Annotated in this window: 22 protein-coding genes and 1 pseudogene; 13 read left to right on the forward strand and 10 right to left on the reverse strand. The window is 60.5% G+C overall.

Annotated features, from left to right (window positions below):
• Positions 1–34 precede the first annotated feature (34 nt).
• From argB to coaBC, 4 genes and pseudogenes are all read right to left on the reverse strand, one after another.
• Entirely contained in the window at positions 35–940 is a 906-nt protein-coding gene (argB, locus tag AC07YV_RS15495) for an acetylglutamate kinase (protein WP_007975174.1), read from the reverse strand.
• Positions 941–957: 17 nt separating this feature from the next.
• Positions 958–2334: pseudogene (locus tag AC07YV_RS15500) on the reverse strand (phosphomannomutase/phosphoglucomutase); the annotation flags it as partial.
• A gap of 260 nt (positions 2335–2594) precedes the next feature.
• The gene (gene dut / locus AC07YV_RS15505; protein ID WP_102700100.1) at positions 2595–3050 is read right to left on the reverse strand and encodes a dUTP diphosphatase; all 456 of its coding nucleotides are present in this window, start codon (positions 3048–3050) and stop codon (positions 2595–2597) included.
• Positions 3051–3055: 5 nt separating this feature from the next.
• Positions 3056–4264: a bifunctional phosphopantothenoylcysteine decarboxylase/phosphopantothenate--cysteine ligase CoaBC gene (gene coaBC / locus AC07YV_RS15510; protein ID WP_102700099.1), complete on the reverse strand. Its 1209-nt coding sequence runs from the start codon at positions 4262–4264 to the stop codon at positions 3056–3058.
• 135 nt (positions 4265–4399) lie between these two features.
• Here coaBC and radC point away from each other — a divergent pair, with 135 nt between their 5' ends.
• On the forward strand, positions 4400–5074 hold the full coding sequence (radC, locus tag AC07YV_RS15515) for a RadC family protein (protein WP_102700098.1): 675 nt from the start codon (positions 4400–4402) through the stop codon (positions 5072–5074).
• Between the two features lie 131 nt (positions 5075–5205).
• Here radC and AC07YV_RS15520 read toward each other — a convergent pair whose 3' ends face one another.
• Positions 5206–6792 (reverse strand): ABC transporter substrate-binding protein, encoded by a 1587-nt coding sequence (locus AC07YV_RS15520; protein ID WP_102700097.1) that lies wholly within the window; start codon positions 6790–6792, stop codon positions 5206–5208.
• Positions 6793–7237: 445 nt separating this feature from the next.
• Here AC07YV_RS15520 and rpmB point away from each other — a divergent pair, with 445 nt between their 5' ends.
• Together rpmB and rpmG are read left to right on the forward strand one after the other, a co-directional pair.
• Positions 7238–7471 (forward strand): 50S ribosomal protein L28, encoded by a 234-nt coding sequence (rpmB, locus tag AC07YV_RS15525; protein ID WP_007975166.1) that lies wholly within the window; start codon positions 7238–7240, stop codon positions 7469–7471.
• An 11-nt stretch (positions 7472–7482) separates the two neighbouring features.
• Positions 7483–7638, forward strand: a complete 156-nt coding sequence (rpmG, locus tag AC07YV_RS15530; protein ID WP_003177274.1) for a 50S ribosomal protein L33 — start codon at positions 7483–7485, stop codon at positions 7636–7638.
• Positions 7639–7826: 188 nt separating this feature from the next.
• Here rpmG and AC07YV_RS15535 read toward each other — a convergent pair whose 3' ends face one another.
• Positions 7827–8189 carry a cupin domain-containing protein gene (locus tag AC07YV_RS15535; RefSeq protein ID WP_102700096.1) on the reverse strand — a complete coding sequence of 121 codons (363 nt, stop codon included), beginning with the start codon at positions 8187–8189 and terminating at the stop codon, positions 7827–7829.
• A 235-nt stretch (positions 8190–8424) separates the two neighbouring features.
• Here AC07YV_RS15535 and AC07YV_RS15540 point away from each other — a divergent pair, with 235 nt between their 5' ends.
• Together AC07YV_RS15540 and AC07YV_RS15545 are read left to right on the forward strand one after the other, a co-directional pair.
• Positions 8425–9918: an aldehyde dehydrogenase gene (locus tag AC07YV_RS15540; protein WP_007975163.1), complete on the forward strand. Its 1494-nt coding sequence runs from the start codon at positions 8425–8427 to the stop codon at positions 9916–9918.
• 192 nt (positions 9919–10110) lie between these two features.
• Positions 10111–11253, forward strand: coding sequence for an MFS transporter (locus AC07YV_RS15545; protein WP_102673749.1), 1143 nt, complete (start codon positions 10111–10113; stop codon positions 11251–11253).
• A gap of 55 nt (positions 11254–11308) precedes the next feature.
• Here AC07YV_RS15545 and AC07YV_RS15550 read toward each other — a convergent pair whose 3' ends face one another.
• Both AC07YV_RS15550 and AC07YV_RS15555 read right to left on the reverse strand, forming a co-directional pair.
• Complete coding sequence (locus AC07YV_RS15550; protein ID WP_102700095.1) at positions 11309–12883, reverse strand: phospholipase D family protein; 1575 nt, start codon at positions 12881–12883, stop codon at positions 11309–11311.
• 60 nt (positions 12884–12943) lie between these two features.
• Positions 12944–14377 carry an aminotransferase-like domain-containing protein gene (locus tag AC07YV_RS15555; RefSeq protein WP_102700094.1) on the reverse strand — a complete coding sequence of 478 codons (1434 nt, stop codon included), beginning with the start codon at positions 14375–14377 and terminating at the stop codon, positions 12944–12946.
• Positions 14378–14556: 179 nt separating this feature from the next.
• On the opposite strand from AC07YV_RS15555, the gene AC07YV_RS15560 reads away from it, so the two are divergent.
• Entirely contained in the window at positions 14557–14802 is a 246-nt protein-coding gene (locus tag AC07YV_RS15560; RefSeq protein ID WP_102700093.1) for a DUF1127 domain-containing protein, read from the forward strand.
• Between the two features lie 103 nt (positions 14803–14905).
• Here the strand turns inward: AC07YV_RS15560 and AC07YV_RS15565 are convergent, their stop codons facing one another.
• Positions 14906–16213 carry an NAD(P)/FAD-dependent oxidoreductase gene (locus AC07YV_RS15565; protein WP_102700092.1) on the reverse strand — a complete coding sequence of 436 codons (1308 nt, stop codon included), beginning with the start codon at positions 16211–16213 and terminating at the stop codon, positions 14906–14908.
• Positions 16214–16360: 147 nt separating this feature from the next.
• On the opposite strand from AC07YV_RS15565, the gene AC07YV_RS15570 reads away from it, so the two are divergent.
• Entirely contained in the window at positions 16361–16714 is a 354-nt protein-coding gene (locus AC07YV_RS15570; protein ID WP_102700091.1) for a YkgJ family cysteine cluster protein, read from the forward strand.
• Positions 16715–16850: 136 nt separating this feature from the next.
• Here AC07YV_RS15570 and AC07YV_RS15575 read toward each other — a convergent pair whose 3' ends face one another.
• A complete protein-coding gene (locus AC07YV_RS15575; RefSeq protein WP_007975155.1) occupies positions 16851–17339 on the reverse strand; it encodes an Lrp/AsnC ligand binding domain-containing protein in 489 nt (162 codons plus the stop codon).
• A 157-nt stretch (positions 17340–17496) separates the two neighbouring features.
• Here AC07YV_RS15575 and dadA point away from each other — a divergent pair, with 157 nt between their 5' ends.
• From dadA to AC07YV_RS15605, 6 genes are all read left to right on the forward strand, one after another.
• On the forward strand, positions 17497–18801 hold the full coding sequence (dadA, locus tag AC07YV_RS15580; RefSeq protein ID WP_095964443.1) for a D-amino acid dehydrogenase: 1305 nt from the start codon (positions 17497–17499) through the stop codon (positions 18799–18801).
• A complete protein-coding gene (locus tag AC07YV_RS15585) occupies positions 18773–19126 on the forward strand; it encodes a RidA family protein (RefSeq protein WP_007975152.1) in 354 nt (117 codons plus the stop codon). Before dadA ends, AC07YV_RS15585 begins: the two co-directional genes overlap by 29 nt.
• A 99-nt stretch (positions 19127–19225) precedes the next feature.
• A complete protein-coding gene (gene alr / locus AC07YV_RS15590) occupies positions 19226–20299 on the forward strand; it encodes an alanine racemase (protein ID WP_102700090.1) in 1074 nt (357 codons plus the stop codon).
• 128 nt (positions 20300–20427) lie between these two features.
• A complete protein-coding gene (locus tag AC07YV_RS15595; protein WP_007975150.1) occupies positions 20428–20976 on the forward strand; it encodes a cupin domain-containing protein in 549 nt (182 codons plus the stop codon).
• Between the two features lie 182 nt (positions 20977–21158).
• Positions 21159–21581, forward strand: coding sequence for a c-type cytochrome (locus AC07YV_RS15600; protein ID WP_102700089.1), 423 nt, complete (start codon positions 21159–21161; stop codon positions 21579–21581).
• 234 nt (positions 21582–21815) lie between these two features.
• The gene (locus AC07YV_RS15605) at positions 21816–23735 is read left to right on the forward strand and encodes an acetyl-CoA hydrolase/transferase C-terminal domain-containing protein (protein ID WP_102700088.1); all 1920 of its coding nucleotides are present in this window, start codon (positions 21816–21818) and stop codon (positions 23733–23735) included.
• The last annotated feature ends 92 nt before the right edge of the window (positions 23736–23827 follow it).

The raw sequence follows: 23827 nt of genomic DNA on the forward strand, positions 1-23827 counted from the left end.
AGGCTGAGCGGGGTCTTTTTCATTGCGCTATCGCTTAGTGACGCTTGCGATTGCTGATCAGGGTGCCCACGCCGGTATCGGTGAAGATTTCCAGCAGGATCGCGTTCGGCACACGACCGTCGATGATCAACGAGCTGCCCACGCCGCCCTGGACCGCTTCCAGTGCGCAACGGATCTTCGGCAGCATGCCGCCGTAGATGGTGCCGTCGGCGATCAGTTCGTCGACCTGTTGAGTCGTCAGACCGGTCAGGACCTTGCCCGACTTGTCCATCAGGCCGGCGATGTTGGTCAGCAGCATCAGCTTCTCGGCCTTCAACGCCTCGGCGACTTTACCGGCCACCAGGTCAGCGTTGATGTTGTACGACTCACCGTTGGCGCCGACGCCGATTGGCGCGATAACCGGGATGAAATCGCCTTTGACCAGCAGGTTCAGCAAGTCGGTATTGATCCCGACCACTTCGCCCACATGGCCGATGTCGATGATTTCCGGGGTGGTCATTTCCGGGGTCTGGCGGGTGACGGTGAGCTTCTTCGCACGAATCAGCTCGGCGTCTTTACCGGTCAGGCCGATGGCGCTGCCGCCGTGGCGGTTGATCAGGTTGACGATGTCCTTGTTGACCTGGCCGCCGAGGACCATTTCCACCACGTCCATGGTCGCGGCGTCGGTGACGCGCATGCCGTCGACGAAATGACTCTCGATCGACAGGCGCTTGAGCAGGTCACCGATTTGCGGGCCGCCGCCGTGAACCACCACCGGGTTGATGCCCACGGCCTTCATCAGCACGATGTCGCGGGCGAAGCCGGTTTTCAGCTCCTCGCTTTCCATCGCGTTGCCGCCGTATTTGATCACCAGTGTCTTGCCGACGTATCGGCGGATATAAGGCAACGCTTCGGACAGGACCTTGGCGGTGTTGGCGGCGGCTTCGCGTTCGAGGGTCATTCAGGGCTCCGGGTGAATCAGAACGGTAGTTGGAGATCAGGTGCAACGCGCTTCAACTGGACTTTGAAAACGTCCTTGATGCGCTGCAATTCAGCCTCGTCATCGGCCTCGAAACGCAGCACCAGCACCGGTGTGGTGTTGGATGCGCGTACCAGGCCCCAGCCTTTGGCGTAGTCGACTCGCACGCCGTCAATGGTGGTCAGGTCGGCGCCTGCGCCCCACTGTGCGTCGTGCAGTGCATCAATGATGCTGAATTTGCTCTCTTCGGTCACATGGATATTGATTTCCGGCGTAGAAATATCGTTCGGGAAGGTTGCGAACAGCTCTTCCGCCGAGGATTTTTCCTTGCTGAGGATCTCCAGCAACCGCGCGGCGCTGTAGATGCCGTCGTCGAAACCGAACCAGCGCTCCTTGAAGAAGATGTGCCCGCTCATTTCGCCAGCCAGCAGGGCGCCGGATTGTTTCATTTTCTTTTTGATCAGCGAGTGACCGGTCTTCCACATTAACGACCGGCCGCCGTACTCCTTGATCAGCGGGATCAGGCGCCGGGTGCATTTGACGTCGAAGATGATCTCGGCGCCTGGGTTGCGTGCTACGACGTCGCGGGCGAACAGCATCAGCAGGCGGTCCGGATAGACGATGCTGCCGGTGTTGGTCACCACGCCGACGCGGTCGCCGTCGCCGTCGAAGGCCAGGCCGATGTCGGCGTTGGTTTCCTTGACCTTGGCGATCAGGTCCACCAGGTTCTCTGGCTTGCCCGGGTCCGGGTGGTGGTTCGGGAAGTTGCCGTCGACTTCGCAGAACAGCGGGATGACTTCGCAGTTCAGCGCTTCGATCAGCTGCGGGGCAATCACGCCGGCCGCGCCGTTGCCGCAATCGACAACCACTTTCAGGCGACGGGCCAGCTTGATGTCCTGGACGATTTCGGTGGTGTAGCGCTCGAGGATTTCGACCTGGGTGATGCTGCCCTGGCCGCTGCTCAGGTTGTTGGTCTTGAGGCGGTCGTGCAGGGCCTGGATCTGTTCGTTGGCCAGGGTGTCGCCGGCAATGACGATCTTGAAGCCGTTGTAGTTCGACGGGTTGTGGCTGCCGGTGAGCATCACCCCGGATTTGCCGGCCAGCACGTTGGCGGCGTAGTACAGCGCCGGCGTCGGGACCAGGCCGACATCGCTGACGTGGCAGCCGCTGTCGGCGATGCCTTTGATCAATTGCGCGACCAGCTCCGGACCGGACAAGCGACCGTCGCGACCGACGGACACATTTGGCTCGCCCTGGGCCAGGCTTTGGGAGCCGACGGCGCGGCCAATCCAGTAAGCGGTCTCGGCGTTCAGGAATTCCGGGACGGTGCCGCGGATGTCGTAGGCGCGGAAGATGCTGTCAGGGAACTTGGGTGCAATTTTGGCCGGGGTGTTCATCTGTGGAAATGCTCCATCTCGAAAGTGGCTGGACAGGCCGCCGAGTCATTCGGCGACAGGTTCAAACTGAAGGGTATGACGGCGTTTTCCACAGAGAGTTCGTGGTGTGAAAGGGCCATGACGCCCCTGACGGCAAGGGTTTGGCCGGGCAATGCCTTGATTTTCGGTGCTAAACGTTGCAGATGACAATTTGAATTTTGTGGCGAGGGAACAAGCTCCCTCGCCACGATGGATCTCTATCAACGAGTACCGGTATGGCCGAAACCGCCAGTGCCGCGCTCGGTTTCAACAAACTCGTCAACCATCTCGAAGTGAGCCTGCACCACCGGCACCAGCACCAGTTGCGCCAGGCGCTCGCCGACCGGCATGGTGAATTCGGTCTGGCCACGGTTCCAGCAGGAGACCATCAACGGGCCCTGGTAATCGGAGTCGATCAGGCCGACCAGATTGCCCAGCACGATGCCGTGCTTATGGCCCATCCCCGAGCGCGGCAGGATCAGCGCCGCCAGGTTCGGGTCACCGATGTAGACCGACAGGCCGGTAGGGATCAGCACGGTTTCACCCGGCTTGATCACGGTGTCCTGCTCCAGCATGGCGCGCAGGTCGAGGCCGGCGGAGCCCGGTGTGGCGTATTGCGGCAGCGGGAATTCGGTGCCGATGCGGGGGTCGAGGATCTTGGCTTGCAAAGCGTGCATGTAAATTAAACCTGGTTCAGACGTTCGGCGATAAAAGTGATCAGCTGGCGAGCAATCTTGCTCTTGCTGGTCTGGGCGAAAAGTGTGGCGTGAAGCTCACGATCGATGACGCTGCAGGCGTTTTCTTCGCTGTTGAAGCCAATGCTCGGGTTGGCGACGTCGTTGGCGACGATCAAATCGAGGTTCTTGTCTTTCAACTTGCGCGCAGCGTAATCGAGCAGGTGTTCGGTCTCGGCGGCGAAACCGACACTGAACGGACGGTCGGGGCGGGTGGCGATGGTGGCCAGGATGTCCGGGTTACGCACCATCTGTAGCAACAAGCCGTCGCCGTTCGTAGGATCTTTCTTGAGTTTCTGCGGGGCGACGACTTCCGGGCGGTAGTCCGCGACGGCTGCCGAGGCGATGAACAGATCGCAAGGGATGGCTGCTTCGCAGGCGGCGAGCATGTCGCGGGCACTGACCACGTCGATGCGAGTGACGCGATCCGGGGTCGGCAGATGCACTGGGCCGGTGATCAGGGTCACGCGGGCACCGGCTTCCACGGCGGCTTCGGCCAGGGCAAAGCCCATTTTCCCGGAGCTGTGGTTGGTGATATAGCGCACCGGGTCGATGTTTTCCTGGGTCGGGCCGGCGGTGATCAGTACGTGCTTGCCGGTCAGGGCCTGGCGCTGGAAACAGTCAGCGGCGCACTGAGCCAGTTCAAGGGCTTCGAGCATGCGCCCCAGGCCGACGTCGCCGCAGGCCTGGCTGCCGGAGGCCGGGCCGAAGACCTTGATATCGCGGCTTTCGAGGGTTTGCAGGTTGGCCTGGGTCGCCGGATCGCGCCACATGGCCTGGTTCATGGCCGGGGCAACGGCGACCACCGCGTCGGTGGCCAGCACCAGCGTGGTCAGCAGGTCATCGGCAATGCCTTGGGCCAGGCGGGCAATCAGATCCGCCGTGGCGGGGGCGATCAGCACCAGGTCGGCCCATTTCGCCAGTTCGATGTGGCCCATGGCCGCTTCGGCCGCCGGGTCCAGCAGGTCCAGATGGACCGGGTGCCCGGACAGGGCCTGCATGGTCAACGGGGTGATGAACTCTGCGCCGCCACGGGTCATGACCACGCGCACTTCGGCGCCCTGGTCGATCAGGCGGCGAACCAGGTCGGCGCTCTTGTAGGCAGCGATACCGCCGCCGACGCCCAGAACAATGCGTTTCCGATACAGCCGCTGCATAGGCCTGCCTTTCAATTCGTTGGTGACATACGTGGCGAAACCCCCTCCCCAGGGTGAATTCGCCCGCAAAAAAGATGGGCTACGATATCACAGCGACCGCTACGGAACAGCGGCGCCCACAGACAGGGAGGTGTTATGAGTATTCGCGATTGGCCAGCGGCGGAACGGCCGCGGGAGAGGTTGCTTGAACAGGGCTCGGGAAGCCTTTCGGACGCCGAATTACTGGCGATATTTTTACGGACGGGCGTGGTCGGTAAAAGCGCTGTGGATTTGGCACGACACCTGTTGAATCAGTTTGGCAGCCTGCGTTTGCTGCTTGAGGCCGATCAGGAAGCGTTCAGCAAGCAGTTGGGGCTGGGGCCGGCAAAATTTGCACAGTTGCAGGCTGCGCAAGAAATGAGCAGGCGCCATCTGGCCGAGCGGGCGCGTCAGAAACCGGCACTTGAGAGTCCGCAAGCGGTTCGCGAGTACCTGAAATCAATGCTGCGCCATGAGCCACACGAGGTGTTTGGTTGCCTGTTTCTCGATTCCAGGCATCAGGTACTGGCGTTTGAGACGCTGTTTCGCGGCTCCATTGACAACACCAGCGTTCATCCGCGAGAGGTGGTCAAGCGCGCCTTGGCCAACAACGCAGCGGCATTGATCCTCTGTCACAACCATCCATCGGGCAACAGTGACCCCAGTCAGTCCGACCGGGTGCTGACCAAGCGTCTGCAAGAGGCGCTGGAATTGATTGATGTGCGGGTGCTCGACCATTTCATCATTGGCGATGGCGATCCGTTGTCGATGGCTGAGTATGGGTGGATGTAGGGACCGTAGAAGCGAAACCCATGTGGGAGCGGGCTTGCTCGCGAAAGCGGTGAATCAGTCAGCATTGATGGCGACTGACACTCCCTCTTCGCGAGCAAGCCCGCTCCCACAGGGTTTTGTAGTGGGGCGGATTATTTGAGATTGACCTTGGAATAGTCCTGCCGCCCGAACGGGCTGACCGAATACCCCTCGACATCCTTGCGCGTCAGCGCGAAGGCCGTCGGGTGGGCCAGGGGCAACCACAGCGCCTGTTGCTGGATCTGCGCCTGCGCCTGTTCGTAGAGCTTGGTGCGTACGCCCTGCTCGCCGGTGGTCTTGCCGGCGCTGATCAGCTTGTCCAGGTCCGCATTGCAATAGCGGGCGAAGTTGGTGCCTGACTTGACCGCGGCGCAGGAAAACTGCGGCGTGAGGAAGTTGTCCGGATCGCCGTTGTCACCGGCCCAGCCCATGAACAGCAGGTCGTGTTCACCGGCCTTGGCGCGGCGGATCAGCTCGCCCCATTCGATCACCCGGATTTCGGCCTGGATGCCGATTTCCGCCAGGTCAGACTGGAGCAGTTGAGCGCCGAGGCTCGGGTTGGGGTTGAGGAGGCTGCCGGAAGGGCGGGTCCAGATGGTGGTCTGGAAGCCTTCCTTGAACCCGGCCTTGGCCATCAGCGCCTTGGCCTTCTCGACGTCATGCGGATACCCCGGAAGGCTTTTCGCATAGCTCCAGGTGTTCGGCGGGTACGGACCATTGGCCGCTTCGGCGGTGTCTTCGAACACGGCTTTGATGTAATTGGCCTTGTCGAAGGCAAGGTTGATGGCCTGACGCACTTCTGGCTTGTCCAGCGGTGGATGCTGGCTGTTGATGCCGACGAATGCGGTCATGAACGCGTCAGTCTTTTCGACTTTCAGGGTCGGCTCTTTCAGCGCTTCCTGTACGTCAAGGGGCTTGGGCGACAGGGCGATCTGGCATTCATTGCGACGCAATTTCTGCAAGCGGACGTTGGCGTCCGGTGTGATGGCAAAGATCAGCGGATCGACAGAGGGTTTGCCGGCGAAGTAGTCGGGGTTGGCTTTATAGCGAACCGAAGCATCCTTCTGGAAGCGCGTGAACACGAACGGCCCCGTGCCGATTGGCTGGCTGTTGAGTTTTTCAGGCGTGCCGGCCTTCATCAGCTTGTCGGCGTATTCGGCCGAATAGATCGAGGCGAAGCCCATGCTCAGGGTCGCCAGGAAGGTCGAGTCCGCGTGGTCGAGGGTGAAACGCACGGTCTGTGGGTCGAGGGCGTCGATTTTCTTGATCAGCGCCGGCAACTGCATCGATTGCGCATGCGGGAAGCCGCTCTGGGCGACTTTGTGCCACGCATTGGCCGGGTCGAGCATGCGGTCGAAGCTGAAAATCACGTCCTCGGCGTTCAGGTCGCGCGTTGGGGTGAAGTACTCGGTGCGATGGAATTTTACCTGCGGGTGCAACTTGAAGACGTAGATCAGGCCGTCGGGGCTGACCTCCCAGCTGTCGGCGAGACTGGCGACCACTTTGCCACTGGCCGTGTCGAAATCCACCAGGCGGTTCATCAGCACATCGGCCGAGGCGTTGGTGGTGGTCAACGAGTTGTACTGCACCACATCGAACCCTTCAGGGCTGGCCTCGGTGCAGACGCTCAGGGCGGCGGCAAAGGCTTGTGGGCTCAGCAGAAGCGGGGCGAGCAACAGCGGTAGGGCAGCGAGGCGCATGGTCGGCTTCCTTTACAGATCGAAGGCCCATCTGCAAGTGCAGTCTGGAAAAGACTTACCCTAGTGGGGTCTTTTGCAAATGACTATCCCCTTTTTCATTTTGAGAGGACTATAGGCGACTGTTTTGCTGTGCAGCGGTTGAGAAACCCCCTTGATTGGCCCAATGCCCGATTCTCTGCGACGAGCGGTCGCCATCGGCGATAGCCTTTGTCCAAAGCGCTCGGAGCCCGGAAAACGGGGATTTTGTGAATTCAACGCACACTGAATGTTGTTGCTCTCCAGTCTTTCTGGTATAAAGCAGCGCTCTTTTCTAGGGGCCCGGTTCCTTCACTGTAGGTGTAGCCGGTAAGACCTCTAAAGAAACGCGGCGCCTGGCGCCAAATGACTGAGAGATTAAGCGGCCAACCCATGCCGGGTTGGGCATGTGGTTTTAGAGGGCTGAGGCATGTCTAGAGTATGTCAAGTTACCGGTAAGGGTCCGGTAACCGGGAATAACATTTCCCACGCAAACAACAAAACCCGTCGTCGTTTCCTGCCGAACCTGCAGCATCACCGCTTCTGGGTTGAAGAAGAGAAACGTTTTGTGCGTCTGCGCGTATCTGCCAAAGGCATGCGTATCATCGACAAGCGTGGCATCACTGTCGTGCTGGCCGAACTTCGCCGCGATGGCAAGGTTTAAGGGAGCTAATCATGCGTGAATTGATTCGTTTGATTTCGAGCGCCGGTACTGGTCACTTCTACACTACCGACAAGAACAAGCGTACTACCCCGGACAAAATCGAGATCAAGAAATATGATCCGGTTGTTCGCAAGCACGTGATCTACAAAGAAGGCAAAATCAAGTAATTGATTTTTCTCTCTTACGAAAAAGGCCCGTATCGCGAGATACGGGCCTTTTTTGTTGTCTGTGGATTATGCAGTGCCTGTCAGGGCCCCTTCGCGAGCAGGCTCGCTCCCACAGGTTTTGTGGTCACCACAGATCCCTGTGGGAGCGAGCTTGCTCGCGATAGCGTCGACCCGGACAGCGATATTCTTCAGGCCTTCTGTTCAAACGCCACGTAGATCTTGCGGCACGGCTCCAGCACTTCCCAGGTGCCGCGAAAACCTGCCGGGATCACAAAGCGATCGCCTGCGCGCAGGGTCTTGGCATTGCCGTCGTTGTCACGCAGCACTGAAACTCCCTGTTGGATCTCACAGTACTCGTGCTCGGTGAAATTCACCGTCCACTGTCCGACTTCACCTTCCCACACACCCGCATTCAACTGACCACAAGGGCTGTTGTAGTGGTTGTACACCGCTTGTTCCGGGTCGCCCTTGAGCACTTTGGTCGGGTCCGGGCGGTAGCGCTCGGCGGCGGTGGTGGCCTGGCTGAAGTCGACGACGTTCTGGATGTTCATTGTTGTTATCTCCCCGTGATTGCGGCGCGGTTGGTTGATGAGCCCAAAGTCTATGTTTATTAAAATGAACATCGCAAGGCCGTTTGCCGGCGTTATGTCAAATATATTGAAACTTCATGTGCGGCTGGTTTAGGGTGGTGGATGCCTTGGGCCGAAAAGCAGGCTGGCCGGGCAGAATTCCTGACAGCGCCCGCGAAGAACGCGGGTGTCGTATCAATAAGAGGAGGACACTCGCATGACCACCCTGACCCGTGCCGACTGGGAACAACGTGCCCGCGATCTGAAAATCGAAGGCCGCGCCTATATCAATGGCGAATACACCGACGCCGTTTCCGCCGAGACCTTCGAGTGCATCAGCCCGGTCGATGGCCGTCTGCTGGGCAGGATTGCCAGCTGTGACGCCGCCGATGCCCAGCGCGCCGTGGAAAACGCCCGCGCCACGTTCAATTCCGGTGTCTGGTCGCGCCTGGCGCCGACCAAGCGCAAAGCCACCATGATCCGTTTCGCCGGCCTGCTCAAACAGCACGCCGAAGAGCTGGCGCTGCTTGAAACCCTGGACATGGGCAAGCCGATCAGCGACTCCCTGTACATCGACGTCCCTGGCGCGGCGCAAGCCCTGAGCTGGAGCGGCGAAGCCATCGACAAGATCTACGACGAAGTCGCCGCCACCCCGCACGATCAATTGGGTCTGGTGACCCGTGAGCCGGTCGGCGTGGTCGGGGCCATCGTGCCGTGGAACTTCCCGCTGATGATGGCGTGCTGGAAACTGGGTCCTGCGCTGTCCACCGGTAACTCGGTGATCCTCAAACCGTCGGAAAAATCGCCGCTGACTGCCATTCGCATCGCCGCTCTGGCCGTCGAAGCCGGCATTCCGAAAGGCGTGTTGAACGTGCTGCCAGGTTACGGCCACACCGTCGGCAAGGCTCTGGCCCTGCACAACGACGTCGACACCCTGGTATTCACCGGCTCAACCAAAATCGCCAAGCAACTGCTGATCTACTCCGGCGAGTCGAACATGAAGCGTGTCTGGCTCGAAGCCGGCGGCAAGAGCCCGAACATCGTCTTCGCCGATGCGCCGAACCTGCAGGAAGCTGCCGAAGCCGCTGCTGGCGCCATCGCCTTCAACCAGGGCGAAGTCTGCACCGCCGGTTCGCGTCTGCTGGTGGAGCGTTCGATCAAGGATAAATTCCTGCCGCTGGTGATCGAGGCGCTGAAAACCTGGAAGCCGGGCAACCCGCTGGATCCGGAGACCAATGTTGGCGCGCTGGTCGATACCCAGCAGATGAACACCGTGCTGTCCTACATCGAGTCCGGCCATGCCGACGGCGCCAAGCTGGTGGCCGGTGGCAAGCGTACCCTCCAGGAAACTGGCGGCACTTACGTCGAACCGACGATTTTCGACGGCGTGAGCAATGCGATGAAAATCGCCCAGGAAGAAATCTTCGGCCCGGTACTGTCGGTCATCGCATTCGACAGCGCCGAAGAAGCCATCGCGATTGCCAACGACACGCCGTACGGCCTGGCCGCTGCGGTCTGGACTGCCGACATTTCCAAGGCTCACCTCACCGCCCGCGCACTGCGTGCCGGTAGCGTGTGGGTCAACCAGTACGATGGCGGCGACATGACCGCTCCGTTCGGTGGCTTCAAGCAATCCGGCAACGGTCGTGACAAGTCCCTGCATGCGTTCGACAAGTACACCGAACTGAAGGCGACCTGGATCAAGTTGTAAGCCGTTAAGGGAGGCCAGTTGTAGAACCGGCCTCCCTAAGCGACACAGATCCCCTGTGGGAGCGAGCTTGCTCGCGATAGCGGTGTGACAGTCGACGAAAATGTTGAATGTTGTACCGGTATCGCGAGCAAGCTCGCTCCCACAGTGTTTTGTGTTGTCTGTAAAAACAATAAATCCACAGGAGCGTGGAACATGCGTTGGGCGACTTATTTCGCCGTATTGGCATCTGTCCTGAGTGTCGGCCTGGCTCTGGGCGTCAGCATGCCGCTGGTGTCGTTTCGCCTGGAAAGCTGGGGCTATGGCTCGTTTGCCATTGGCGTCATGGCTGCGATGCCGGCCATCGGCGTCCTGTTGGGGGCGAAAATCTCCAGCCATCTGGCGGCGCGATTCGGCACGGCCAATCTGATGCGCCTGTGCCTGTGGGCCGGGGCGGTTTCGATCGGATTGCTGGCGCTGTTGCCGAGTTATCCGGTCTGGTTGGTGCTGCGGTTGATGATCGGGGTGATCCTGACCCTCGTATTCATCATCGGTGAAAGCTGGATCAATCAATTGGTGGTCGAGGAGTGGCGCGGGCGGCTGGTGGCGCTGTATGGCAGCAGCTATGCGCTGAGTCAGCTGGCCGGCCCGGTGTTGCTGGGCTTTCTCGGTACCGAACACGATTATGGCTTTTGGGTAGGTGTCGGTTTGCTGATGGCGGCTCCGTTCCTGTTGCTGGGCCGCAGTGGTGCACCGAGCAGCGAAGCCAGCAGCGTGACCTTGAGTGATTTGCTCGCTTTCTGTCGTGGCCTGCCGGCGATTGCCTGGGCGGTGTCGCTGTTCGCCGCGTTCGAGGCGATGATTCTGACTCTGTTGCCGGTCTATTGCCTGCGCCAGGGCTTCACCACGGAGATTGCCCTGGCGATGGTCAGTACGGTGGTGGTCGGCGATGCGGTGCTGCAATTGCCGATTGGTGCGTTGGCCGATCGCTTGTCGCGCCGGGCGTTGTTTACTGGCTGCGCCGTCGTCTTGCTGGTGTCGAGCCTGGCAATTCCGATGCTGATCGATACGCTGCTGATCTGGCCGCTGTGGGTCTTGTTTGGCGCCAGTGCCGGCGGTTTGTTCACCTTGTCACTGATCCTCATCGGCGAGCGTTATCGCGACGATGCGCTGGTGCGGGCCAACGCGCACATCGCACAGCTGTGGGGCATCGGTTGTCTGGTCGGGCCGCTGCTGGCGGGCGCCGGCAGCCAGTGGATCAGCGGTCATGCGTTGCCGTTGCTGATGGCGGTCGGGGCCTTGGGCGTGTTGATCGTAGTGTCGCGGCAAGGGGCGTTTGGTGCGGTTCAGCCGGCTTAGATCAAAAGATCGCAGCCTTCGGCAGCTCCTACAGGGTTGCGACCTTTTGAAGAGGCTACAACATCCGCTCCAGCCCAACCGTATTGCTCAGCCACGCATTGAAACGACGCCACCAGCTCCCTGGCTCCTTGGTCAGGGTGTGCATTTTCCCGTCGTCTTCTGTGCTCCAGACAATCTGACCGTTCTCCAGCTCCACTTGATAGCTCAGGGCTGGCGCCATGCCCTGCAGCGCCAGTTCGCGGACCCGTGCAGCCAATTCCGGGCTGTCCACCAGCACGCCGACCTCGGTGTTCCACAGCACTGAGCGCGGATCGAAATTGAACGAGCCGATAAAGGATTTCTGCTGGTCGAAGATCATCGCCTTGCTGTGCAGGCTGGAATCAGAGCCGCGATAGGCGCTGCTGGAAAACAGATGCGGCCCGCTACCGCTGCCGCCTTCCTCGCCAGGTTGGCGACGCAATTCGTACAGCTTTACGCCGTGTTCCAGCAATGCCCTGCGATAGGGTGCGTATCCGCCGTGAACCGCGGGAACGTCCGTGGCTTCCAGTGAATTGGTCAGCAAACGCACCGAAACGCCGGCATCGGCGCGCCCGGTCAGGTACACCAGCCCCGGTTGGCCAGGCACGAAATAAGCCGAAATCATGATCAGCTCTTTGCGGACACCGTCGAGTTCAGGCGCCAATTGTGTGGTCAGCAGCAACTGCGGATCGGGCTCGCCCTTGGCCAGTACCTTGCTCGGTGCATCCCACAATGCCTGGTTCCAGGCCCAGATCAGTTCGCGGCGCCAGATGTCCAGGCGCGGATGGGTGGCGAAGGTCATCAAGTGTTTGTAGAGCGCATGATTCTGTTTGCGGGTTTCCGCCAGGGACTCTTCCAGTCGGGTGCGGGTGTTTTCCAGGTCGCGGGAGGTGGGTTTGCTCGACAGGAATTCGTCGATCGGCTTGCTCAGGGCGCTGTTCCAGTATTGGTCGAAACTGTGCCCGAGTTGCTCGGCAACCGGGCCGACACCGAGCAAGTCGATGTCAGTGAAATTCATGTTGGGCTCGGCATCGTAATACTCATCCCCCAGGTTTCGCCCGCCGACGATGGCCATGCTGCTGTCGGCCAGCCACAACTTGTTATGCATGCGTCGATGCTGTTGCGACAGGTTGAGCAGTCGGCCAGCGGTACGTGTCACCCCCGTACTGCGGCCCAGATTCAGCGGATTGAACACGCGGATCTGGATCTGCGGGTGCGCGGCGAGGGTGGCAATGACGCGGTCCAGGCCGTCGCTGGTCGTGTCATCAAGCAGTACCCGCACCCGCACGCCTCGGTCGGCGGCCTTGAGCAACTCCTCGATCAACATGCGCGTGCTGATGCCGTCGTGCACGATGTAATACTGCAAATCGAGGCTGCTTTGGGCATTGCGGATCAGTTCGGCGCGGGCGGTGAAGGCCTCGGTGCTGTCCGATAGCAGGCGGAAGCCCGATTGTCCCTTGTAAGGCGCGGCCTGTGCCTGGACCGAGCGGCCGAATGCGGAGTCTGAAGCCGGCAGCGCCTGGCTCGGTACACGCTGTACGTCGAGGCTGGCGCAACCGCCTAGGAACGCGGCGAGTAGCACAAGAGCAAGCAGGGGCTGTCTGACTCTCACGTAGGGTCGTTCCGTTTGGCGGCATAGTCAGGCATATGGACGCTGATTCACCAATAAAAGTCAGTCGCTGAGCTGATCGGTGTCCGCCAGGAGTTTGATCGCTGTCGCACCGACCTTGCGAACCGCGTCTTCGATCTGCGGTGTTGGTTTGGCAGCGTAGTTCATGCGCAGGCAATTGCGGTACTTGCCCGAGGCGGAAAAAATACTGCCCACGGCAATCTGTACGCCTTGGTCGTGCAAGGCGCGATTCAGTTTCAGGGTGTCGAAGCCTTCCGGCAGTTCGACCCACAGCATGAAGCTGCCTTGCGGGCGACTGGCGCGGGTGCCGGCCGGGAAGTAGCGGGTTACCCAATCAATCATCATGTCGCGATTGCGCTGGTATTGCGTGCGCATCCGCCGCAAATGCGGTTCGAAATGGCCGCCCTTGAGAAATTCGGCGATGGCGATCTGCGGTTGCGGCGCGGTAGAGCCGGTGCTGATGTATTTCATGTGCAGCACCCGTTCCAGATAGCGGCCGGGCGCGACCCAGCCGATGCGCAGGCCCGGGGCCAGGGACTTGGAAAACGAACTGCACAACAGGACGCGACCGTCCTCATCGAAGGACTTGATCGTACGCGGACGTGGATAGGTGTAGGCCAGTTCGCCATACACATCGTCCTCGATGATCGCCACGTCAAACCGCTGCGCAAGCGTCAACAACGCGCGTTTGCGCGACTCGGGCATGATGTAGCCCAACGGGTTGTTGCAGTTGGGGGTCAACTGTATGACCTTGATTGGCCACTGCTCCAGGGCCAGTTCCAGCGCTTCGAGGCTGATGCCGGTCAGTGGATCGGTGGGGATTTCCAGGGCCTTCATGCCCAGGCCCTTGAGGGTCTGCATCGCACCGTGAAAGCTCGGCGAGTCCACCGCCACAATGTCTCCCGGTTCGCAGATCGCCCGAATGCTGGTGGACAGCGCTTCGTGGCAACCGGTGGTCACTACCAGCTCGCTGGCGCCCAACTGGCAGCCGGAATCGAGCATCAGGCGGGCGATCTGTTCGCGCAGTTCGAGGTTGCCGTGGATGTTGTCGTAATACAGACCGGGCTTGTCCTGCCGCCGGCTGATCCGTGCCAGGTCGCGCAACAGTGGCTTCATGGTTGGACTGGTGATGTCCGGCATACCGCGGCCCAGTTGCACCACGTCTTTGCGCGGCACGGCGCGAATCAACTCCAGCACCTGATCCCATTGGGAGATGTCCACCGGCCGTTGGGCCGGGCGGCCGACTGCCGGCAAATCCGGCAGTTCGCGGCTGGCCGGGACGAAGTACCCGGACTTGGGACGCGGCGTGGCCAGCCCGCTGTCTTCCAGCACCCGATAGGCCTGCTGCACCGTGCTCAGGCTGACGCCGTGCTCGACGCTCAGCGCCCGTACCGAGGGCAGCCGGTCACCGGGGCGATAGAAGCCCTGCTCGATACGCGTGCCGAGCAATTCGGCCAGGTTGACGTAAAGGGTCATGGTGCAGCCTCGATAGGGATGATTCGGTTAACCAGTACAGATCAGACGAAAAATCGGGATTCAGTGGCGGAATCGGCAAAACTGTATGGAGTTAATACAGCCGCTTTGAATCTGTAATGCTTTTACCCGCCCGCGCATCATGGAACCTCTGGCTACCCAAGTAAACAGGAGCATCCAAGATGAACGGTTTGAGCGATGTGCGGCTGACGTTACACAGTCAGGAACTGGCGACAGGGCAGAACAACGGCGCGCGGGAGGCGGGCATGCACACTGCGTCGTCCGGCCTGAGTCGTTGGGACCAGTTCTGGCGTCGGCTGCACACGCGCAAGGCGTTGCTGGCGCTGACCCCCGACCAGCTCAAGGACATCGGGCTGACGCGGGAGCAGGCGCGGGAGGAGGGGCTAAAACCCTTCTGGAGACAGTAACCGTCCCCTATAGGAGCTGCCGCAGGCTGCGATCTTTTGATCTTGTTTTTTAAAAAGGCAAAGTCAAAAGATCGCAGCCTGCGGCAGCTCCCACAGCGGGCGATTAAACCAATTCTTTAAGCCGATGCCACAACATCCCCAGCGCCAGCAACGGCGAGCGCAAATGCTTGCCGCCGGGGAAGGTGATGTGCGGCACTTGGGCGAACAGATCGAAGCCGCCGCTGTGCTGGCCGCTGATGGCTTCGGCCAGCAGCTTGCCGGCCAGGTGCGTGGCATTCACGCCATGACCGGAATAAGCCTGGGCGTAATACACATTCGGCTGGTCCTTGAGCCGGCCGATCTGCGGCAGGCGGTTGGCGCCGATGCCGATCATGCCGCCCCATTGGTAATCGATCTTCACTGCGCTCAACTGCGGGAAAACCTTGAGCATTTTCGGACGCATGTACGCGGCGATGTCTTTCGGGTCGCGGCCGGAGTAATGGCAAGCGCCGCCAAACAACAGGCGCCGGTCCGCCGAGAGCCGGTAGTAGTCCAGCGCCACCCGTTGGTCACAGACCGCCATGTTCTGCGGCAGCAGGGCGTGGGCCTGTTCTTCGCTCAGTGGTTCGGTGGCGATGATGTAGCTGCCGGCGGGCAGGACTTTACCGCTGAGTTCCGGATTGAGGTTGTTGAGGTAGGCGTTGCAGCCCAGCACCAGGGTCTTGGCGCGCACCGAGCCCTCGGCGGTATGGACCTTGACCTCGGGGCCATAGTCGATGCGGGTCACGGCCGACCGTTCGAACAGTCGGACCCCCAGTTGTTGCGCCGCCGCCGCTTCACCCAAAACCAGGTTCAGTGGGTGCAGGTGCCCCGAGCCCATATCGATCAGGCCGCCGACGTACCGTGTGGAGCCGACCACCGTGTGCATCTCATTGGCTTGCAACAAGCGGGTCTCGTAGCGATATCCGAGGCTGCGCAGTTCTTCGGCATCCTCGGCGAACCCTTCAAGGTCGCGGGGCTTGTTGGCGAGGTCGCAGTAACCCCAGGTCAGGTCGCAGGGGATCTGGAACTGCTCGACCCGTTGCCGGACGATTTCCACGGCTTCCAGGCCCATGAGTTTCATTTGCCGCACGCCTTCGGCACCGATGACGTTGGTGAACTGATCAAGGCCGTGGCCGACGCCGCGAATCAGCTGCCCACCATTGCGTCCACTGGCGCCCCAACCCATTCTGTGGGCCTCAAGCAACACCACGCTGAACCCGCGTTCGGCCAGCTCAAGCGCCGTGTTCAACCCCGAAAAACCACCGCCCACCACGCAGACATCGGCCAGCACTTCGCCTTTGAGCACCGGAAGTTCGGGCTGCGGCAGGCAGGTGGCGGCGTAGTAGGACGCGGCGTGGTTCAGAGCAGGCTGTTGAGCACGGGGGGTCATGTGCGTGTTCCTGATTCTTGCGTTTAGTAAATTTGACGGAGCATAAGCCGGACGTTCCCGGACGGGCAACATTGGTCGGCTGGTACTGTCTGGATCGGGGCTTTTGCGTCAGAATCGCGCTCTATTCCGCTTTGGGTCACCGCTGCAATGAGCTGCAACAGCCAGACAATCCGCACATTGCGCCAACAGATTCCCTCATTCGAGTGCGTGCCCGGCTGCCATGACTGCTGCGGGCCGGTGACCACCTCGCCGGAAGAAATGTCGCGCCTGCCGCGCAAGACGCGCGCCGAGCAGGATGCCGCCATGGAAGCACTCAACTGTGTGCATCTGGGGCCCAATGGCTGCACGGTGTATGACGAACGGCCGCTGATCTGCCGGTTGTTCGGTACCACCAAGACCTTGCCGTGCCCCAATGGGCGCGGGCCGGTGGAGTTGATTCATCCGCGGGTGGAGAAGCAGGTGTTCGAGTATATGGCCAGTACACGGCAGGTGTTGGTCTAGATAGATCGAGTCGCTGCCTTCGCGAGCAAGCCCGCTCCCACATTGGATCTTCAGTGAACACAAAGTTTATGTTCGACACGGATTAACTGTGGGAGCGGGCTTGCTCGCGAAAGCAGCTGAACAGACACCGCCAATCTCAATCCGGAATCGGCAACGTCAGGCTCTCCTTCACCTCTTCCATCACGATATAGCTCTTGGATTCCCGCACATGGGGCAGCTTGAGCAGGATGTCGCCCAGCAATTTGCGGTACGAGGCCATCTCGGAAATCCGCGCCTTCACCAGGTAGTCGAAATCCCCTGACACCAGATGACACTCCAGTACATGGGGCAGTTTCAGCACCGCACGTCGGAACTCTTCGAACGTATCGCCGGATTTGTAATCCAGGCTGATCTCGACGAACACCAGCAGACTACCCTTCAGGTGTTGCGGATTCAGCCTGGCGTTGTAGCCCATGATGATCCCCTCGCGCTCCAGACGCCGGACCCGCTCAGTACAGGGCGTGGTCGAGAGCCCGACCTTTTCCCCAAGCTCGGTAAAGGAAATCCGCCCGTCCGCTTGCAGGATCCGCAGGATGTTGCGGTCGATCTTGTCCAGCTCACGTTTGGTCTGAGTGTTGGTACGCATAGGGGATGCGCCTCCGTGAAAAGGGTTTTTGCCGAGAATTGTCGCCAAATATAGGCGCTTATATAGTGAAAAGCACTGGCAAATCTTTTTTACACTGCGCGCATCTAAAGCTCTGAACAACAAACGTCAGCGGTTAGCCGCGATGAGGGATATGAAAATGCGCGTCATGGTCTTGGGCAGCGGCGTCATCGGTACCACCAGTGCTTATTATCTGGCCCGTGCCGGGTTTGAAGTGGTGGTCGTCGACCGGCAGCCGGCTGCTGCCATGGAGACCAGTTTCGCCAACGCCGGGCAGGTCTCGCCGGGTTATGCCTCGCCGTGGGCCGCACCGGGTGTGCCGCTCAAGGCCATCAAGTGGCTGTTGCAGCGCCACGCGCCCCTGGCAATCAAGGCCACTGCCGACATCGACCAGTACCTGTGGATGGCACAGATGCTGCGCAACTGCACCGCCAGCCGTTATGCAGTGAACAAGGAGCGCATGGTCCGCCTGTCCGAGTACAGCCGTGACTGCCTCGATGAACTACGCGCCGAAACCGGCATCGCCTACGAAGGCCGCAGCCTCGGCACCACCCAACTGTTCCGCACCCAGGCTCAACTGGACGGCGCCGCGAAAGACATCGCCGTGCTGAAAGAGTCCGGTGTGCCGTTCGAATTGCTCGACCGTGAAGGCATTGCCCGCGTTGAGCCGGCGCTGGCCAGCGTGACTGACATCCTCGCCGGTGCCCTGCGCCTGCCGAACGACCAGACTGGCGATTGCCAGATGTTCACCACCAAGCTCGCAGAAATGGCCGCGAACCTCGGTGTGCAATTCCGTTTCGGCCAGGACATTCAGCGCCTCGACTTCGCCGGTGACCGCATCAATGGCGTATGGATCGACGGCAAGCTGGAAACCGCCGACCGCTACGTGCTGGCCCTCGGCAGCTACTCGCCGCAACTGCTCAAGCCGCTGGGGATCAAGGCGCCGGTGTACCCGCTCAAGGGCTACTCCCTGACTGTGCCGATCACCAACTCGGCGATGGCCCCGACCTCGACCATTCTCGACGAGACCTACAAGGTCGCGATCACCCGTTTCGACAACCGCATCCGCGTCGGCGGCATGGCCGAGATTGCCGGTTTTGACCTGTCGCTTAACCCGCGTCGCCGCGAAACCCTGGAGATGATCGTCAACGACCTTTATCCTCAGGGCGGCGATCTGGCCCAAGCCGATTTCTGGACCGGCCTGCGTCCGACCACTCCGGATGGCACGCCGATCGTTGGCGCCACCCCGTTCAAGAACCTGTTCCTGAACACCGGTCACGGCACGCTCGGCTGGACCATGGCCTGTGGCTCCGGCCGTTTGCTGGCTGACCTGATGGCGAAGAAAAAGCCGCAGATCAGCGCCGAAGGCCTCGATATTTCCCGTTATGGCAACAAAACCCAGGAGTCTGCAAAGCATGTCAGTCCAGCGCCAGCTCACCAATGAGCGCATGAGTCAGATCGTCACCCATAACGGCACGGTTTACCTGGCCGGACAGGTAGGCGACGACATGAACGCCGGGATTGAACAGCAGACCCGTGAAACCCTCGCCAACATCGAGCGTTTGCTCGATCTGGCCGGCACCGACAAGCACAACCTGCTGTCGGTGACGATTTACCTAAAAGACATCGATGCGCACTTCGAAGGCATGAACGCGGTGTGGGACAACTGGCTGCCAAAAGGCGTCGCCCCGGCCCGTGCCACCGTTGAAGCGAAATTGTGTGAACCGGAAATCCTGGTCGAGCTGTCGGTTGTAGCCGCTCTGCCATAAGCCTGTCAGAAAAGATCCCTCTCCCGGTGCTGTTGGTGGTTCACGCTGTCAGCCAGCACCGGTTTTTCTTCCCGATAACCCGACCAGAAGTGTGCCGCCATGCGTCCTGCCCGTGCCCTGATCGACCTTCAAGCCCTGCGCAACAACTACCGAATCGCCCGTGAGCTCACGGGGGCCAAAGCCCTCGCGGTGATCAAGGCCGATGCCTATGGCCATGGCGCGGTGCGTTGCGCCCAGGCGCTGGAAGCCGAGGCGGACGGGTTTGCCGTGGCCTGCATCGAAGAGGCGCTGGAGCTGCGGGCGGCGGGCATTCGTGCGCCGGTCCTGCTGCTGGAAGGTTTTTTTGAAGCCGATGAGCTAGCGCTGATCGTCGAGCATGATTTCTGGTGCGTGGTGCATTCGCTGTGGCAACTCGAAGCCATCGAGAAAGCGGCGTTGAGCAAGCCGATCACCGTGTGGCTGAAGCTCGATTCGGGCATGCACCGCGTGGGGCTGCACCCGGCGGATTATCAGGCGGCCTATCAACGGCTGCTGGCCAGCGGCAAGGTCGCGAAGATAGTGCTGATGAGCCACTTTGCGCGTGCCGATGAACTGCACGAACAGGCCAGTGCCGATCAGGTGGCGGTATTTGAAGCGGCGCGCAAGGGCTTGTCCGCCGAGATCAGCCTGCGCAACTCGCCGGCGGTGCTCGGTTGGCCGCAGATTCCGAGCGATTGGGTACGTCCCGGCATCATGCTCTATGGCGCCACGCCGTTCGAAGAGGCCAATGAAGTGGCGTCGCGGCTGCAACCCGTGATGACCCTGGAATCGAAAGTCATCAGTGTCCGCGAACTGCCGGCTGGCGAGCCAGTCGGTTACGGCGCCAGGTTCATCACGCCCAAACCGATGCGCATTGGTGTGGTGGCCATGGGGTACGCCGACGGCTACCCGCGTCTGGCACCGACAGGCACCCCCGTGCTGGTTGCCGGGCAGCGCAGCCAGTTGATCGGCCGGGTGTCGATGGACATGCTCTGCATCGACCTGACCGATGTGCCGCAGGCCGGTCTCGGTTCGACCGTCGAATTGTGGGGCAAAAACATCCTCGCCAGCGACGTGGCCATGGCCGCTGGGACGATTCCGTACCAGATTTTCTGCAACCTGCGCCGGGTGCCACTGCTCTATTCCGGGGCTTAGTGCGCAAGGCTCCAGACCGGAAGTCGCCTCGCTGAGCAGGATTCAGGTCAAGGTGTTGTAAATACTGAACGCTGTCGCCATGATAACGTCCACTATTCCAACAATTTTGAATCCTGGAGGCGCAAGCTTTGGACGTCGGTGAACGACTGCAATCCATCCGTAGGCTCAAAGGCCTTTCCCAGCGTGAGCTCGCCAAACGGGCGGGTGTCACCAACAGCACCATTTCGATGATCGAAAAGAACAGCGTGAGCCCTTCGATCAGTTCGTTACGCAAGGTGTTGGGCGGGATTCCCATGTCCATGGTCGAGTTCTTTTCCGAAGAAATCCTGCAGGAAAAGCCGACCCAGATCGTCTACAAGGCCAACGAGCTGATCGATATTTCCGATGGCGCCGTGACCATGAAACTGGTCGGCCGGGCGCACCCGAGCCGGGCTATCGCATTCCTCAATGAAATCTATCCGCCAGGCGCCGACACCGGTGACGAGATGCTCACCCATGAGGGCGAGGAAACCGGCATCCTGGTCGAAGGAAAACTGGAACTGGTGGTCGGTCTCGAAACTTTTGTCCTCGAAGCCGGCGATAGCTACTACTTTGAAAGTACCAAGCCACACCGTTTCCGGAATCCGTTCGATGCGCCTGCGCGACTAATCAGCGCAGCCACGCCGGCGAATTTCTAAGAAAAGAGGCGTCCTGCCAGCATCGCAGAGGCGCCCGGGCCGTTTTTCCGCTGCAGCCTAAGACCCTTACGACTTTGGGGTTGTTTCAGTGCGGCGGGCTTACCGCTATACTTGCGCCCGCCTGCGAACCGTGGCCGTAGGCGTGACTAGCCACCATTGAGGGTGAACGCGTGAACCTAATTATGAAAATGCTGGCTGCACCAGCAACCGTACTGGCCCTATGGGCTGTCAGTGTCAGCGCTCAGGCTGCGACCAACGACGATATCGCCAAACGCCTTGAGCCAGTCGGCCAGGTCTGTGTTCAGGGTAAAGAGTGCAAGGGCATGGAAGTGGCCGCTTCCGCCGGCGGCGGGGGTGGTGCAAAAACTCCGGATGAAGTGATTGCAAAACATTGCAACGCTTGCCACGGTTCAGGCCTGTTGGGCGCGCCGAAAATCGGTGATGCTGCCGCTTGGGGCGAGCGCGCCAAGAAAGAAGGTGGTGTTGACGGCCTGCTTGCCAAAGCGATCTCCGGTATCAACGCGATGCCGCCAAAAGGCACCTGCGCCGATTGTGCAGACGCCGACCTCAAAGGCGCCATCCAGAAGATGTCCGGCTTGAAATAAGCCTGGGTCTTGCTGCCAGAAAGCCGCTTTCGAGCGGCTTTTTTGTGCCTGTCTGTTCCCTGTAGGAGCTGCCGCAGGCTGCGATCTTTTTAAGATCAACATCAAAAGATCGCAGCCTGCGGCAGCTCCTACAAGGTTTTGTGTCGGTCGATTGGCCCATACAGGCTGTTCATTGCAGCAAAGACCCGGCAAGCTCGGTCCAGGCCCAAGTCATGGAACGTGAGGGAGGATCCGATGGTTCAGCTGTGCTCTATCGAACAGGCAGTCGATGACGTCCTGGCAAGGTTGCCGGCGCATATCCACATGGGCTTGCCTCTGGGGTTGGGTAAACCCAATCACTTCGTCAACGCGCTGTATCGACGAATCGCACAGTTGCCCAAGCGGCGGCTGACGATCTACACCGCGTTGTGCCTGGGCCGCCCGCCCTTGGGTGACGGATTGCAAAAGCGCTTCCTCGAACCCTTTATCGAACGGGTTTTCGGCGATTATCCGGAGCTGGATTTCCTCGCCGACCTGCGTCGCGATCAGCTCCCGGGCAACATCCACATCCAGCAGTTTTTCATGCAGCCCGGTAGCCTGCTCAACAGTGCCACGGCGCAGCAGGATTACGTCAGCAGCAACTACAGCCATGCGGCGCGGGACATCAACGCCGCCGGGTTGAACCTGGTGGCGCAACTGGTGGCCAGCCATGCCGAGCATCCCGACCGCTTGAGCCTGAGCTGCAACCCCGACATCACCCTCGACCTGTTGCCGATGATCGCCAAGCGCCGCGCCGCCGGAGAAACCATCCTGATGGTCGGCCAGGTGCACAACGATCTGCCTTACATGCCCGGCGATGCGGAGCTCGGCATCGACACCTTCGACCTGCTGATCGATGAGAAAGACCACACCACGCTGTTTTCCACGCCGAACATGCCGGTGGGGTGCCAGGACCATTTCATCGGCTTGCATGCCAGCACCCTGGTGCGTGACGGTGGCACCTTGCAGATCGGCATCGGCTCCATGGGCGATGCGCTGACGGCGGCGCTACTGGCGCGGCAAGCGGACAACGACGCTTACAAGACGTTGCTGGCCGACGTAAACCTCAGCCACTGGGCGCAACTGATCGAACGCGAGGGCGGCATCGAACCCTTCGCCAAAGGCCTGTATGGCTGTAGCGAAATGTTCGTCAACGGCTTGTTGGTACTGGCCGATGCCGGAATTGTGCGGCGCAAGGTTTATCCGGACGTGGCGACCCAGCAGCAAGCGAATGCCGGCACCCTCGACGAGGCAGCGCAAACCGATGGCATCTCGGTGCACGGCGGTTTCTTCCTCGGTCCGCGCAGCTACTACGAACGCTTGCGCGAGTTGCCACAAAACAAGCGGCTCGAATTCAACATGACCCGCATCAGCTACATCAACGAGCTCTACGGCCAGGAAGAACTCAAGCGCTTGCAGCGCCTGGATGCACGGTTCATCAACACCGCGTTCACTGTGACCTTGCTCGGTGCCGCGGTGGCGGATCAGCTCGAAGACGGACGTGTGCTCAGCGGCGTAGGCGGGCAATACAACTTCGTGGTTCAGGGTCATGCGCTGCAAGGCGCGCGCTCGGTGTTGCTGCTGCGTAGCTGGCGTGAGTCTGGCGGTGATGTCAGCTCGAACATCGTCTGGGAGTATGGCCACTGCACGATTCCCCGGCACTTGCGGGACATGGTGGTCACCGAATATGGCATCGCCGATCTTCGTGGCAAAACCGATGCGGCAGTGATCGAGGCTTTGCTCAATATCAGCGACTCGCGTTTTCAGTCGGGATTGATTGAACAGGCGCAGAAGGTCGGCAAATTGCCCAAGGACTTCCGACTAGAGCCGCGCTTTACCGATAACACTCCGCAGCGGTTGCAGGAGATCCAGGCGCGGCATCCGCGGCTTTTTCCAGAGTATCCGCTGGGGTGTGATTTCACCGAGGTCGAGCGAGATGTGTTGCGGGCGCTGAACTGGCTCAAGAGCAAGTTCAAGCTGAGCGAGGTGCTGGAGTTGGGCAAGGCAGCGCTGGATGCGCCGGAGGCAGCAGCGTTCCCGGAGCATCTGGAACGCATGCAGCTGGCCAATCCGGAGGGGCTGAAGGAGGATTTGTATCAGCGGTTGCTGCTGGCTGGCCTGAAAGCCACTGCGTAATAACAGCCAACATAAATCAAATGTGGGAGCGGGCTTGCTCGCGAAGGCGGTGTATCAGTCAAAAATCAGTCGACTGACACACCGCCTTCGCG

The organism is Pseudomonas sp. GW456-E7 (assembly GCF_059424105.1).

Coding starts and splice junctions, on each gene's coding strand:
- AC07YV_RS15575 (WP_007975155.1), bottom strand. CDS start 17,339: ATGCGTACCAACACTCAGACCAAACGTGAGCTGGACAAGATCGACCGC.
- alr (WP_102700090.1), top strand. CDS start 19,226: ATGCGTCCTGCCCGTGCCCTGATCGACCTTCAAGCCCTGCGCAACAAC.
- AC07YV_RS15540 (WP_007975163.1), top strand. CDS start 8,425: ATGACCACCCTGACCCGTGCCGACTGGGAACAACGTGCCCGCGATCTG.
- rpmG (WP_003177274.1), top strand. CDS start 7,483: ATGCGTGAATTGATTCGTTTGATTTCGAGCGCCGGTACTGGTCACTTC.
- AC07YV_RS15520 (WP_102700097.1), bottom strand. CDS start 6,792: ATGCGCCTCGCTGCCCTACCGCTGTTGCTCGCCCCGCTTCTGCTGAGC.
- AC07YV_RS15605 (WP_102700088.1), top strand. CDS start 21,816: ATGGTTCAGCTGTGCTCTATCGAACAGGCAGTCGATGACGTCCTGGCA.
- argB (WP_007975174.1), bottom strand. CDS start 940: ATGACCCTCGAACGCGAAGCCGCCGCCAACACCGCCAAGGTCCTGTCC.
- AC07YV_RS15565 (WP_102700092.1), bottom strand. CDS start 16,213: ATGACCCCCCGTGCTCAACAGCCTGCTCTGAACCACGCCGCGTCCTAC.
- AC07YV_RS15555 (WP_102700094.1), bottom strand. CDS start 14,377: ATGACCCTTTACGTCAACCTGGCCGAATTGCTCGGCACGCGTATCGAG.
- dut (WP_102700100.1), bottom strand. CDS start 3,050: ATGCACGCTTTGCAAGCCAAGATCCTCGACCCCCGCATCGGCACCGAA.
- radC (WP_102700098.1), top strand. CDS start 4,400: ATGAGTATTCGCGATTGGCCAGCGGCGGAACGGCCGCGGGAGAGGTTG.
- rpmB (WP_007975166.1), top strand. CDS start 7,238: ATGTCTAGAGTATGTCAAGTTACCGGTAAGGGTCCGGTAACCGGGAAT.
- AC07YV_RS15585 (WP_007975152.1), top strand. CDS start 18,773: ATGTCAGTCCAGCGCCAGCTCACCAATGAGCGCATGAGTCAGATCGTC.
- AC07YV_RS15600 (WP_102700089.1), top strand. CDS start 21,159: ATGAAAATGCTGGCTGCACCAGCAACCGTACTGGCCCTATGGGCTGTC.
- AC07YV_RS15545 (WP_102673749.1), top strand. CDS start 10,111: ATGCGTTGGGCGACTTATTTCGCCGTATTGGCATCTGTCCTGAGTGTC.
- dadA (WP_095964443.1), top strand. CDS start 17,497: ATGCGCGTCATGGTCTTGGGCAGCGGCGTCATCGGTACCACCAGTGCT.
- AC07YV_RS15570 (WP_102700091.1), top strand. CDS start 16,361: ATGAGCTGCAACAGCCAGACAATCCGCACATTGCGCCAACAGATTCCC.
- AC07YV_RS15535 (WP_102700096.1), bottom strand. CDS start 8,189: ATGAACATCCAGAACGTCGTCGACTTCAGCCAGGCCACCACCGCCGCC.
- coaBC (WP_102700099.1), bottom strand. CDS start 4,264: ATGCAGCGGCTGTATCGGAAACGCATTGTTCTGGGCGTCGGCGGCGGT.
- AC07YV_RS15560 (WP_102700093.1), top strand. CDS start 14,557: ATGAACGGTTTGAGCGATGTGCGGCTGACGTTACACAGTCAGGAACTG.